The organism is Clostridium novyi NT (genome assembly GCF_000014125.1).
GTDB lineage: Bacteria > Bacillota > Clostridia > Clostridiales > Clostridiaceae > Clostridium_H > Clostridium_H novyi.
Genome location: NC_008593.1, coordinates 453,279 through 467,660, shown reverse-complemented (window position 1 = coordinate 467,660; position 14,382 = coordinate 453,279). Strand labels below are relative to the sequence as shown.

Genomic DNA, 14,382 nt, shown 5'->3' with positions numbered 1-14,382 from the left:
CCCCTTCCAATAAACGTCAAGAGGTCAAAAAAAGTGTATAATATTTCATTAAAACACCCCCTATCATCCGTAGAGTTCATTGGTGTACAAAAATAGGCAGGTCTTCTGACTTGAGTATCATAATTTTTCTACCCTTCCCAATATCTTAAGATACCAGTGGTTTTGTTAAGAAAAACTCCTCTCTTACAGCGGCGGGACCGTGTGGGACTTTCACCCAGCTTCCCTTTTCACCAGTTCATAATCAAACTTTCAATTATAACTGACACCTACTTTGTATGTATTTTATATTTTGTTGTCGATATTGATTTTATATTGTTTTTAAACAAATTGTCAAGTTATTCCTCAACTTTTATAACAATAAGTATTTATATACTCTACAAAAATTCTTATAATTCAACTTATTTATAAACTTGTCCATATCATGTTTCCCACTTATGCCAACTCTGCTTATTTTATAGATTTCTTCATTTCTATCTGTCCATTTACAGTGAGTTGTAACAGCCATTTTATATCCAGCAGCTTTAACTGCCTTTATACTATCTTCATTATATTTTCCATATGGATAAGCTATATATTTTACTTTTTTATTTAATAGCTTTTCTAATTTTTCTTTAGAATCTAAAAACATCTTATATTGAGCCTGATAACTTTCTTTAGTTAATTTATTATGATTTGTTGTATGGCTTTCTATATCAAAACCATCCTTTTGCATTTCTTTAAGCTGATCTAAAGTTAAATATTCACCTGTTCCTATATAGTCACTTATCATAAAAAATGTGGCTTTAAAATTATATTTTTTTAGTATAGGTATAGCTGTTTCGTAATTATCCTTGTACCCATCATCAAATGTAAGCACTATGGACTTTTTAGGAATAGGTTTATTATTTTCTAAAAAATCATATAGTTCATCTAATGTCAAAGTATTATAATTATTATCTTTTAAATAGTTCATTTGCTCTTCAAATTTTTCCTTTGGAAGTCTTACAGGATTTCCTTTTTCGTACTTTATAGAATGATACATAAGTACAGGTATACTTTCATTTTTCTCAATTGATACATCATTTGTAGGATTTCTAAGCACTACAGTTTTAACACCAAATCTAACTAATGCTAATGCAATCACAAATAATACTAAAAATAATAGTCTTTTCTTCATAATTTCAATTCCTTTTAATTAATTTTTATAATATTAAATTTTATAATCTTTATTATATCATATTGTTTTTTAGCTGTATAAAATATAAATAATTATATATAAGTTTCTTTTTAGATTATATACAAAAAGAGAGTACATAATATTTTTTATATACTCTCGTAATTATTTTATTTATTATAATTTTTTATCAACATTTTCCTTAGCACGTAAAACATATTTAATTATGTCTTCTTTTAATCTTTCCTCTGAAAAATTCATATATGGTGACATTGGATAAGCCTTTATAGCTGCTATAGGTTCTCCATACTGTGATAATCTAAACTTACTTGTAAAGCTAAGAGCTGGTCCATTTTCCTCAAACATCATTCTTTCAAGTTCATTTGCAATTTTATTTTGGTACTCATTATATTTTTTTAATTGCTCTTTATAATCTGGATTAGTAAATTCATTTTTGTACTGTTCTTCAGCAAAATTTACTTTATTTATATTTTCTTTTAATTTATCTGGATATACTCTAAATAAAGTAACTAATCCATTATCTTTTTCATTTACACAAACAAGATTTGGTTCTTCTTTTATAACATTTCGTAAAGACATTTCACATTCTATTAAGTTTCCTAATATAACTCTATATCCTTCTAAGCCAAAGTACTGCAAATTACACCAAGCTGAAAGAGCATATCCTCCCCCTCTAGAACATTCTAATGTGTATTCTCCAGGAGTATACGCACTTGAATGGTATAGATAAGCCATCTGATCTTTATCTCTAGTTAGCATATCTATATCATTACAGTCTTTAATGCAAATCATGCTACAATTATAACAAGTAAATCCTGTTTTATGAAAATCTATTCCTATAGCGTCAGCTAAATTTAAATTTCTTATATTTGCTACACTTTTTTCTATAGATCTTAAAGTTTTTTCTGAAAACTCCATAGAATTTTCTTTAAAGTCATATGAATTAAATACACTCCATGCCCATCCTATTACTGCATCTGCATATATAAACGGTCTCTTTTTTAGATTATGCTTCCTTACAAATCTATCACAGATTTCTACTATACCTTTTATATTATCTACAGCAAAGGCATCTGTAGTTCCCATAGTGGCAACAATCATAGCTATAGGCTTTCCTTCTTTATAACATTGTTCCATAACTTCTTCTAAATGATTAAGATCCATGGAACTATCTTCATTAAGATTTATATTTCTTACGTTATTAGTTCCAAGTCCAGTCCAATCACTACAATTTTTCATTGCATAGTGACCTACATTAGATACTAATATTTGTGCATCACTTCTTATTCCGTTTTTTCTACTTTCTTTTCCAAGTAACTTAGTTAATGCAAGTTTAGTGGCAAACAAGTATGCCCCTGTTCCTCCAAATGTAAAATGTCCTGTAGCCTTTTTATAATCATATCCTACAAGTTTTGAAATTATTGCTGCAACCTCTATTTCAAGAGCTGCTATATTTCCTGAATACTCTTGCTCAACTATATTAGGATTAAAGATAGCTCCCATTAAACTTCCCGCAATTGATGGAATAGCAGCTGGAGGAGCTACATTAACCATTGATTTTGGATGCACCCAATTAAACATACCATCAAAATATTTTGAAGCACTTTTTATTACTTCTTCTATAGAAGATGATTTTTCTGGTATATTAGCGTTTCTCTTTACCTTATTAATTTCTCTATAATTTGATATACAACAATTTGATTTTCCTAAAAATGATTTTCCCTCTTCTTTACTTCCTTTTAACTCATTTAAAGTATATAATGTGTCATTAATTACATTTTTAAACTCTTCTTCTTTATTCTTTTCTTTCCAAGGTATTATAAATCCTGGATGTACTTTTTCCCTTAAAATTTTCTGCCATATTAATTCGCTTTTATTTTCTGTCAATTTCATCCCTACCTTCTAACTATTTTTCACTTAAAAAGCGTTAATAATATTATTAAAATTTATATAATATAAATTTATATCTATATTAGTCGTACATACCAAATATATTTTAATACTTATTGGTAATTTTATCTAACGCATCAATTTACAAATTTACCTATTATACTTATAAAATTTTATATAAATAAAAAAAACTACCCTAATTCAATAATAAATTTAAGGTAGTTTTTTTATATTATTTAGTCTTTTTTATATTTAATTATCTCCAAATATAAATCCATATATTGCATATCATTATCTATAGCCTCTTGTGTATACTTATATTTCAACGCCTTATTATAACAAGTTACTATATTAGTTTTTTAATAAGTTTTTCTAATATACTTACACAAATATTTATTTTTCTTTGATTAACTGTTCCGCTATTTTCTTGCAATCATCTAATGTAAAATTAGCTGTATTTGTAAATATAGTATAGTTTATGCCGTCCTCTTCCCATAATACAGATTTAAAATTATTAGCTTCTAAAATTTCTCCATCAAATCCTCTCACCTTAACTTTTTCAGCTATATCTAATTTTATTTCATCTTCTTCATTATCACTTTTTATAGCCTTTTTTGCAGAAATATTAAAAACTTCTACTCCCCTGTTGTCTACATATATTTCATTAATTTCATTACTTGTTTTATCAGCATCTTCTATACAGCATATTTTATCTAAATTATAGTCTATTCCTTTGTATATAAGTATTTCTTTTCCTATCTTTTTACTAGCATCCTTCACTGTTATACTTTTATTAACTTCCTTTTTATCTAAGTTTTCAACTTTAACACCTTTAGGTATTTTTTGAGTAAACATACTATTATCTATGTTAGGCTTAAAATTAACATTTAAATACTCAGAAACAACTCTAATATTTTCATTTTTACTATCACATTTCACTATAAACCAATTATCTTTGTCTATCCAATAATCAATTTTTCCTGCTGAAATTCCCTTTTTATTTATATCTTTAGGTTTAGCATACAAATGATATGTATTTCTGTTATTTACAACTTCTTCTCCCTTAATTTCAATTGTATGAGTTTTTGTTATATTAGCCATTTCATCCATAGCAAATTTTTTAGGGCTCTTACTCATAACCCAATTTTCTTTTATAATATTTGTACTTTGCATATAAACATCATTATTACGTAAAATCATTTTCTTTCCATCACAAGTCATTATAGCTTTATCAAATTTCCCATCACCTAAATCACTTGTAACTTCTCTTCTAACCTTATTTCCTGGTAAACTCCATTCTTTTAAATTTACAGTTGAAACTTTTTTTCCATTTTCATAAGTATCCATTTTACTTTCACCATAAAATGTCTTATTTTCTTTATCTAAGTTTACTACATTAGATATAATATCCTCTGGAATAATTGCAGAATTAGAATTGCATCCTGTAAAAATCATTGAACTTATACTTATAATCCCCAATAGCGCTAACCCTATTTTTTTTATTTTCATAGTCACCATTCCTCTTTAACTTTTCCTTTTTATAAAACATCCTACTAGTGTTCCAAAGCCATCTTTTGAAAAAATCTTAACACTTCCCTGATGTTTGTCCATTATAACCTTTACTATGCTAAGACCAAGACCTACACCACCACTTAAAGACTTACTTCTAGAATTATCTGATTGATAAAAGGCTTTAAAAATCTTTGATTGTTCCGATTCTGGTATTGCATCACCATTATTACTTACAAATACAAACATATTTTCTTTTATATTTTTATTTATTTCTCTCACTAATTCATCTGGTAAAAATTTAGGTAAATTTCCTTCTTCCGAATACGCTCCTAAATATATTTTCCCTCCGTTTTTTGTATACCTAATAGAATTACTTATTAAATTGTCAATTACTCTTATCATGGAATTTACATCTAAACAATAGTTTCCACGAACATCTATATTCTTGATGAGAATTATATTATTTTTTTCACATAATTCATCATATCCATAAAAAAGCATCTCTAAAAATTCTTCGCCATCTACTTCTACTAAATTCAATTCTTCTTCAGTTGTAAGAAGAGTATAGGCTAAAAGATCCTCAAGCATCTTTTTCATATAATCACTTTTATTTATGATTATTGAACTATAATCTTTTATTGTATCCTCGCTTAAATTATCATATCTATTAATAGCTTCAGAATAAGCCCTTATTGCCGTTAACGGAGTTTTTAAATCATGTGAAAGTGCAGCTATTAAATATTCTTTTTCTTTATGTTGTCTTTCTATTTCTTTTTTATTTACCTCAATTTCACCTTTTAGCTCATTAAAATGATTTATTAAATCCCCAACTTCATCACTTTTGTTATACTCAAATTGTATAGTAGGATCTCCCCTAGTATATGCTTTCATATCTTTAACAAGCATAGACATTGGGTTTAGAATTTTTTTATTTAGAAAATGAATAGTTCCTACAAATACTTCGATTAATGCTAATATAAATACTATTATAGATAAAATTACAACTGAATTTATATTATTTACTACATCATTTTTTAATATCTTTATTTTATAAAATCCTACTATTTTATCACCACTAAATACGGGTCTTTTTATAACATTGTAATTATATTCTCTCTTAATTACATATAAGTTTTTATACAATTCATCTATATTAACACTATTAGATACTATGGAATTTTTGTCTTCTGAAGAATATATTAAAGTTCCATAATTATCATATACATCTATTTCTATTAAACCGTTATCTTCTTTATCTAATAAGTTTACTTTTTCATGTAAATTCTTGTATATAGACAAATTTTCAAGTCTATTTTCATACTTTGAAATTATTCCTAGGGTATTTAAATAATACTCCAATTCAACTCTATTACTGCAAAACTTAATTCCATTATATACCATTATCGCTATAATTATCGGAAGTATCATAACAACTATGTAAGAACTTATAAGCCAATTTTTTAACTTCATATTATTTTTTCTCCGATAAACTTATACCCCGTTCCCCATACTGTTTGAATATACTTAGGGTTTTTAACATTATCTTTTAGTTTTTGTCTTAGCCCTTTAACATGAACAGTTATAGTATTATTTCCTTCTAAGTTATCTTGATTCCAAACATTTTCATATAGTTCTTTCTTTGTAAATACCTTATGTTCATTTTGAGCTAATACTACTAATAAAGAAAATTCCTTAGATGTAAGCTCTATTTCTTTATCATCAATTAAAACCTTCATTTCATCTTTTATTATCGTAAGTCCATTTTTATATCTCCATATACTATTGTCATCTGTTTTTTTATTATAACCTTTATATCTTTTTATGTTATTTTCAACTCTAGCTTCCAGTTCTATTAAACTAAATGGCTTTGTTATGTAATCATCTGCCCCAAGTTTAAGTCCCTTTACCTTGTCCACTTCTTGTTTCTTAGCACTTAATATTAATATAGGAACATTACTTAATAATCTAATATTTTTACAAACAGTAAATCCATCGATTTCTGGTAGCATAATATCTAATATAATTAAGTCATATGTATCTTTCTTAAAATCTTCTAACCCTTCTTTTCCTGTAGATGACCAATTCACACTATAATTTTCTCGTGTAAGATGACTTTGTATGATATTAGCTATTTCAACGTCATCCTCTATTACAAGTATCTTTCCATTCATTTTTCTCCCCCTTACAAACACAATTTTAAAAATCTATTTTATCTTCAAGTTTTCTAAAATAAGAATTCTCAAGATGTTTTATCTCTACAATATCAATAAGATTTGATGAATGAAAATCTATATTATAAGTACATAAATTCTTTCTTCTCTGAAAATAGTTAGAAGACATACTTATTGATTGTATGCTTTGAATTTTAATATAGATAGTTTCTTTTCTAAATCCTTTTGAAGAAAAAACAGCTATATCATCATTAAACCCTATACCTGCATTTTTATAATTTAAGTATCTATTTATCATAACAATAGGTACTAAAATGAAACTAAAACTTAATTTAACTTTTATAAATGATAGTAAAGAACATATTAATATTGTTATAACTGTTGGAAGCATCATATATTTCATAATGGCCTTTTTAGGAGCTTTATTAAATCCTCCACTATACTTAAACTCTGGAATTAAAGAATCTATTATATCTTCTAGCTTTTTCTTATTAGCTATTGGATAAAGTATAGCTTCTTCAGAATCCTCATCTCCATATCCAACCGTTGCAACTTCAATCCTGTATAAATTAAATTTTTGTTTTATTAAATTTTGTTTTAACTTTATTGCATGAATATTTTCCACATGTAATGAGTATGATTTTTTATTAAAAAATCCGTATTCTATAAATATAGTGTTATTTTTTCTATAAACACTAAAACCGTAATACTTTATTATAGTACCAATAACAGAACATGCTATGCTTACAATTAAAAACAAAATAAAAATTCCAAGTATAAAATATATAATGTATAGCATTGAATAATCATCAAATTTTGCTACATGTTTATACTTAGAAAATTTTGATGCTATATCAACTTTTAGTAGATCCTTTATTTTGTCTAAACCTTTTCGTACCGCAACTAATAATCCTATTCCATAAGCCAAATTATTGCCCGTAACTGCGGATAAAAAAAGTTCCTTATTCTTTACAGTTAGTTTATTTATAGGTTTCTCTGATACTTTATCGTATTCTTTTTCATGAGAAATTTTTTCATATATAACATCTTCATCATAATCATAAGTATTATTTCTTAAAACTTCTCTAAGTACAAAAGCTGACTTTTTCTTTAAAACAATTTTTATCTCACTACCATCTTTATTTAATCCAAGACTTCCACTATCTATTTTTACTTTATAAACATTAAAAATTCTTTCAAATAAATCCTGTTCAAGATCTATAGTAGTTATTTTATCTATTGGAACACTTACTCTTTGCTTAGATACTATTCCACTATTATAATTCAACATTCCATTTTCTATGGTAAACTTAGTAGTTCTCCACTTTAAAAAATTTTTTATAAATAAGTAACCGCACATTAAACCACATATTATAATAGCTTTACTTGTAGTTACTTTTATCAAAATTACAATAGCAAAGGCAATAAATGTCCTTAATTCTTTTATTATATTTATAATCATAGTGCAAAAATGATTTCTATACTCTTTATTCATAGTTCTTTTCCTCATTTCCTGCACTTAATTTTTCCTTTACTTTAACTTGAATTCTCTCTTTTATGTATTCACTAATTTCTTGAGCTTTTTCCTTTGGAATACCCTCTATTTTATGCACTCCCCCCGCTGTATGAATAGTTATTTTAGCAAGTTTATACATTCTATTTATTGGTCCTTCTTCAATATCTATATGTTGAATTCTTACCATAGGAATTATTGTAGTAGTTAAAAAATATATTCCATGGACAAATTCAATTCTATCCTCTGTTATTATATACTTCCACTGCTTATACTCTATTATTGGATTTATTAAAACATCAACAATAAGCAAAAATATTATTACTCCTACAATTATACTAGCCACAAACCCGTATTTACCTAACTTGTGATTAAATACAATTCTAAGTCCTATGGCTATTGCACTTACTATTATTAGTACTATAAAATTTGAAAGTCTCCATGCTTTTTTAGCATTTTCATTTAACTTATTATATTCCATTTATAATTATCCTTTCTCATTAAAATCCCATTATTTTCAGTATAACATAATTGATTTTTTAAACTTAAACTTTATAGTTTTTTTATATTTCAATAACACATACTACTTTAACCACTATAACTTGTTTTATATAAAAGAATGGATATAATAAAATAATGTACATATTTTATTAAATTAAATTTTTTTTAAAAAAGTAAGGAGATTAGTATGAAAATATTAGTTGTAGATGACGAAATAAGTATATTACAACTTATTGAAATGACTTTAGAACTTGAAAACTATGAAGTTATGACGGCAAAAACAGGATTAGATGCGCTAAATATTTTATCTAAAGAAAATATACAATTAATAATACTTGATGCAATGTTACCTGACATTAATGGATTTAATCTAATACCTAAAATAAAAAATATTTCTGATATTCCTATAATAATGTTAACTGCCAAAAATGATATAAACGATAAAATACTCGGACTTCAATTAGGCGCTGATGACTATATAACAAAACCATTTAATAGCACAGAATTAATACTACGAATAAAAATTGCTTCCAAACGAGTAAAAAAAGATATTGTTAACGAAAAAAATGAAATTATATTAGGTTCTCTTAGAATTTTAAAAAAGGAAAGAAAACTTATTATAAATTCTACTGAAGTGACTTTAACATATAAAGAATTTGAAGTTTTAAGTTACCTATGTGAAAACAAAGAAAAAGTTTTTTCTAGAGAAGAACTTTTAAGCAAAGTCTGGGGCTATGACTTTGAAGGAACTACACGTGCTGTAGACATATTAATTCAAAGATTAAGAAAGAAACTTGGGAAATGTCAAAATTATATAAAAACACTCTATAAAGCTGGTTACAAAATAGAAGTGGATAATAATGAATCTTAAATTAAACCTAAAGAGAAAAATAATTTTAACAAACATACTTATACTAGCCCCAATAATAGTTTTTATATACTTTATTACTGTAAGTACATTATCAAAAAATATAATAAAAAATTCTGTAGATTACTTATTAAATGAAAATAATTCTGCTCAAATATATATAAAAAACATATTAAGCTTAAAAAAACTTCAAGATCCAGAAGATGTATTAAAGGACAGTGCTCCCTTTATAGTAACTACCCTAAGCGAAAAATTTAATCTTAGAGTTCAAATGTTTAATACTTCAGGACAGCTAATTTATGACTCAGATAAAGACAAAATTAGTTTATATAATGAAGATATAAGTAATGCTTTAGAAAATAAAAAAGCTTATATAATAAAAAAAGTAGACGGTACTCCATATATATTTTTATCGAGTCCAATCCTTTATAATAATAAACTTTGTGGAACATTACGACTTATACTTCAGGAATCTGGAGAATTAAAAGTTATAAATAATACATTAATAATGATGATTATTGGTGGAATTATAGCCCTAATGCTTGGAATCATTTTAATACATAGTTTTGCAAAGGAAATTGTAAATCCTCTGACCACTTTAGAAAATCACTCAAATAAAATAGCCAAAGGTAACTTTTCTGAAAAAATCGAAATCAATAGTGGAGATGAAATAGAAGATCTTGCAAATACATTTAATTACATGAGCGAAAGCCTTGAAAAATATATTTCCGAATTGAAGGAAGCTAAAAATAATCAAAAGAAATTTTTTGATAATATATCTCATGAATTCAAAACCCCACTTACAGCAATTATAGGTTTTTCGGAAATTATCCCAAAACTAAAAGATAACAATAAAATTTCAGAAAGCTCTATGCTTATACGTAAAGAAGGAAAACGTCTTTTAAACTTAGTAGAAGAAATTTTATTGCTTTCTAAATTAAATACCAATGAATTTAAAATAGAATACACCTATGTAAACATTAAGTCATTAATTGATGATGTTATAAAAATGCTTTACATACGTCTTGAGAAATATCACATATGTGTTGAAACTAATTATGAAGCTCTTTTTATCTATGCTGACTACAATAAAACCAAACAAGTTCTTATAAATATATTAGATAACGCAATAAAATATAGCGGTTGTGAAAATATATTTATATCTTCTAAAATGTTTGATGATAAAATTCAAATTTCAATACGTGATGATGGTGTTGGGTTCGATGTTACAAGTCCAATAAAACACAATGGAAACGGCTTTGGACTTAACATATGTAGAGAAATATTAAACAATGAAAATGGAGCATTTGAAATCAAAAGCAACCTAGATTTAGGTACAGAAATAATTTTAACTTTTTATAGATAATTTTTTAATGAAAGGAGGCTATCATAGTTGATACGAAAAAAGATAATTTTACTATACATACTTTTGTTTTTAATGTGTATATCTTCTTTTATATACTACAACAAAATTATTTATAATAAAGTCAATATAATATCAAATTCCAGTAATATGCATGAACCACTAGACAATAAACTTCCTAATAAAATTAAAATTTCAAATTCAATACTGGGTTCAACAGAAATTACTGATAAGTTTTTATTAAACGATATACTTAAATATATTAGAATTATTTCTAATTCTAACACTAAATCCTCTGCCAATTTATCAACTAATAACGTAATATCCTTAAAAGGCACTATAGTTTATCTAAATGGAGAATTTGACAACTTTGAAATAGATAATCGTTTGCTTATGAACGGTAATTATATATCTAGCAATTCATATTTAATAAGTATACTTAGAAATATGTTAGTAGACTCACTATATAAATTCAATAATTTGTTAAATATATTAAATAAGGATACAAGTTCAATAATATTCTCCAATTCAAATTCTGAATTTTTATTGAATGATAGTAGCAAAAAAAAGTTAGTTGCAAACTTTAAAAAATTAAAGATAATGAGCAACAATAAAGATTTTTTAGAAACTAATTTAAATGAAAACCCTAAATTCCATTTGAAAATATACATAGATAACAAAGAAAAACTTACTTCTGAAAATATTATACTTTTGGATGTATATGAAAACTACGTAATAATTCAATATTTAGGTGATGAAAACGGAAAAAATATATATGTAAAGGGGAATATTAATGAGAACTTTTACAAATAAACGCTACTTAATATCAGTTATATTAAGTGTTGTTTTAATTTTTTTTATTTACCTCTCCTTCTCTTTAAATTCCAATTTAAGTTATCCTGATCTTAGAAATAAACACATAGTAGTGTATGTTGCACTTAGAGAAGAAGAAGCTAAATATCTTTTAGAACTATTTAAGCAAAAAACCGGTTGTACATATGAATATATAAAACTTCCAACAGAAGAAGCAGTAATGAGAATACTTGACGAAAAATCCAATCCCCAGGGCAATATATTTATAGGTGGAACAGCCGATGGGTATGAGCTTTTAAAAAGTTACGGTGTACTTTCAAAGTATAAATCACCTAATGCTAAAAATATATCTTCAAACTATAAAGATAGTGATAATTATTGGACCGGATTTGAAATTGAACCTCTTTCTATAGGTATAAATAAAAATACTTGGAATAAACAATTTGGTTCTAAAATTCCTATGCCAAAAACCTTTGAAGATTTAACGAATCCATTATATAAAGATAAAATTATATTGCCAGACCCTAAGTCTTCAGGAACAGGATATACTTTTTTAGCTAATTTATATCAACAAATGAACGAAAAGTCATTTTCTCAGCTTATAACTGCACTAAAAAATAATACAAATAAGCTAACAATAAGTGGATTTAACTCTATTCAAAGGGTTTCCTCTGGAGAATATACAATGACAGTTAATTTTCTTGGTGATCAAAAAATAATGGGTAAATCCAATAAAGATATTGTTACTATTATTCCTAAAAATACAGGTTGGAATGTAAATGCTATTGCTGCTATAAAAAATTCTAAAAATACCAAGGAAGCTAAAGCATTTATAGACTTTTGTTTATCAGATGAAATTGCTGAAAAACTCTCTAGGTTTTCTATGGCAACTTCAACGAAAAATTACGAAAACATAAATTATGATATATATAAAAAGTATAGTTTTGAAAAAGCTGCCTATGATAGAAACAAAATTATGAAAATTTGGGACAATAAATAGCCAAATTATTATTTTTTTTAGAAATCTCTCAAATGTTACATTTACGAAACATTTGAGAGATTTTGTTGTATATTCTTTCTTTTATTATTTATGTATAGAGTTCAATTGTGAAAACATTACCAGTACCAATTGAAACATTTACACAAATTCAAGGAGGATTTTATATGTTTAACTTTTTAAAATCTGCACCTGCAAAAGAAAGGCTTCCAGAAAACAAAATAGCCTCAACATATAAGCTTTATAGAATTCGTATGTTTTTAATGATTTTCATAGGCTATTCTGGGTACTATCTAGTAAGAAAGAACTTTGCAGTTGCATCACCGTTTTTAATGACTCATTTTAATTTTACTAAAACTCAAATCGGTTTAATAAGTACCGGACTTGCTGTTGCATATGGTCTAAGTAAATTTATATTAGGTGGATTGTCGGATAAGTCCAATGTTAAGTATTTTATAGGTATCGGACTTTTAGCTTCATCTGTAGTTAGTATTTTAATGGGATTCACAAGTTCTGTTGGATTATTCTTACTACTTATGATATTTAATGGATTCTTCCAAGGTATGGGTGCTCCACCTTGTTCTATAGTTATCGGAAAATGGTTCTCTCAAAGAGAAAGAGGACTTAAAATGGGAATTTGGAATACCTCTCACAATATAGGTGGAGGGCTTATTGCACCAATCGCTACTTTATGTTTATTTATATTTGGTGAAAAATACTTCCAAAGCATATTCTTTATTCCTGCTTTTATTTGTATCGCAATCGCTATATTTGTATTTTTAATCGGAGCTGATACTCCAGAATCAGTTGGATTACCTCCAATAGAAGAATTTAACAATGATTATCCTGAAGTTAAAGAAGAAGTAGCACCAACACACTTATCTTCAAAAGAAATCATGGTTAAATATGTACTTAAAAATAAATACGTTTGGTACTTAGCATTAGCTAATATATTTGTTTATTTAATAAGACAAGGAATTGTAAACTGGATTCCAATATACTTAAAGCAACAAAAAGGATTTTCTATTGCAAACGCTAACTCAGCTATGTTCTTATTTGAATATGCAGCTATTCCAGCATCTATATTACTTGGATGGCTTTCAGATGTATTATTTAAAGGTAAAAGAGCTCCACTTAGCATACTTTGTATGATAGGAGTTATAATAGCTACACTAGCATATTGGCAAACTTCAAACTACTTAATAACAATGATATCCGTTGCATTTATCGGTTGCTTCATCTATGGTCCACAATTATTAATAGGTATGAATCTTATAGATGTTGTTCCAAGCTTTGCTGTTGGTTCCGCTACTGGTTTCTCAGGACTTTGTGGTTACCTATGCGGAGAACTTATGGCTGACTTAGTTCTAGGAGCTATTGCTGATAAATTTGGATGGAATGGTGCATTCATATTCATCTTATGCGGATCAATAATAGCACTTGTATTATTATCAATGACTTTAAAAATTAAGAAAGTTGATAATAACTGTGTAGCCGCTGACGCTTAGTTCTTAAATTTATATATACTTAAAAACCACAAAAAAAGTCTCCAAATAATTGGAGGCTTTTTTATTTATTAT

12 protein-coding genes and 1 riboswitch are annotated in these 14,382 nt (G+C 26.4%); of the genes, 5 read left to right on the top strand and 7 right to left on the bottom strand.

What is annotated here, in order from left to right; all coding sequences use genetic code 11:
- Positions 1 to 77 precede the first annotated feature (77 nt).
- Positions 78 to 285, bottom strand: a riboswitch (cobalamin riboswitch).
- A 64-nt stretch (positions 286 to 349) separates the two neighbouring features.
- From NT01CX_RS02285 to NT01CX_RS02255, 7 genes are all read right to left on the bottom strand, one after another.
- A complete protein-coding gene (locus NT01CX_RS02285) occupies positions 350 to 1,156 on the bottom strand; it encodes a polysaccharide deacetylase family protein (protein ID WP_011721419.1) in 807 nt (268 codons plus the stop codon).
- A gap of 174 nt (positions 1,157 to 1,330) precedes the next feature.
- A complete protein-coding gene (locus NT01CX_RS02280; RefSeq protein ID WP_011721418.1) occupies positions 1,331 to 3,067 on the bottom strand; it encodes a pyridoxal phosphate-dependent decarboxylase family protein in 1,737 nt (578 codons plus the stop codon).
- 390 nt (positions 3,068 to 3,457) lie between these two features.
- Entirely contained in the window at positions 3,458 to 4,573 is a 1,116-nt protein-coding gene (locus tag NT01CX_RS02275) for a LolA family protein (RefSeq protein ID WP_011721417.1), read from the bottom strand.
- A 15-nt stretch (positions 4,574 to 4,588) separates the two neighbouring features.
- Complete coding sequence (locus tag NT01CX_RS02270) at positions 4,589 to 6,046, bottom strand: HAMP domain-containing sensor histidine kinase (RefSeq protein ID WP_011721416.1); 1,458 nt, start codon at positions 6,044 to 6,046, stop codon at positions 4,589 to 4,591.
- Entirely contained in the window at positions 6,043 to 6,747 is a 705-nt protein-coding gene (locus NT01CX_RS02265) for a response regulator transcription factor (protein WP_011721415.1), read from the bottom strand. Before NT01CX_RS02265 ends, NT01CX_RS02270 begins: the two co-directional genes overlap by 4 nt.
- A gap of 25 nt (positions 6,748 to 6,772) precedes the next feature.
- Positions 6,773 to 8,242, bottom strand: coding sequence for a PH domain-containing protein (locus NT01CX_RS02260; RefSeq protein ID WP_011721414.1), 1,470 nt, complete (start codon positions 8,240 to 8,242; stop codon positions 6,773 to 6,775).
- Positions 8,235 to 8,741, bottom strand: a complete 507-nt coding sequence (locus NT01CX_RS02255; RefSeq protein WP_011721413.1) for a PH domain-containing protein — start codon at positions 8,739 to 8,741, stop codon at positions 8,235 to 8,237. The genes NT01CX_RS02260 and NT01CX_RS02255 overlap by 8 nt, the downstream gene beginning before the upstream one ends.
- A gap of 207 nt (positions 8,742 to 8,948) precedes the next feature.
- Between NT01CX_RS02255 and NT01CX_RS02250 the strand changes: the two genes are divergently transcribed.
- The 5 genes from NT01CX_RS02250 to NT01CX_RS02230 all read left to right on the top strand — a co-directional run bounded on the left by NT01CX_RS02250 (position 8,949) and on the right by NT01CX_RS02230 (position 14,310).
- Entirely contained in the window at positions 8,949 to 9,632 is a 684-nt protein-coding gene (locus NT01CX_RS02250) for a response regulator transcription factor (RefSeq protein ID WP_011721412.1), read from the top strand.
- The gene (locus NT01CX_RS02245; protein WP_011721411.1) at positions 9,622 to 10,995 is read left to right on the top strand and encodes a sensor histidine kinase; all 1,374 of its coding nucleotides are present in this window, start codon (positions 9,622 to 9,624) and stop codon (positions 10,993 to 10,995) included. Before NT01CX_RS02250 ends, NT01CX_RS02245 begins: the two co-directional genes overlap by 11 nt.
- A gap of 27 nt (positions 10,996 to 11,022) precedes the next feature.
- Positions 11,023 to 11,805 carry a DUF3919 family protein gene (locus NT01CX_RS02240; RefSeq protein ID WP_011721410.1) on the top strand — a complete coding sequence of 261 codons (783 nt, stop codon included), beginning with the start codon at positions 11,023 to 11,025 and terminating at the stop codon, positions 11,803 to 11,805.
- Positions 11,786 to 12,805 carry an ABC transporter substrate-binding protein gene (locus NT01CX_RS02235; RefSeq protein WP_011721409.1) on the top strand — a complete coding sequence of 340 codons (1,020 nt, stop codon included), beginning with the start codon at positions 11,786 to 11,788 and terminating at the stop codon, positions 12,803 to 12,805. The genes NT01CX_RS02240 and NT01CX_RS02235 overlap by 20 nt, the downstream gene beginning before the upstream one ends.
- Before the next feature lie 164 nt (positions 12,806 to 12,969).
- Complete coding sequence (locus NT01CX_RS02230; RefSeq protein ID WP_011721408.1) at positions 12,970 to 14,310, top strand: MFS transporter; 1,341 nt, start codon at positions 12,970 to 12,972, stop codon at positions 14,308 to 14,310.
- The last annotated feature ends 72 nt before the right edge of the window (positions 14,311 to 14,382 follow it).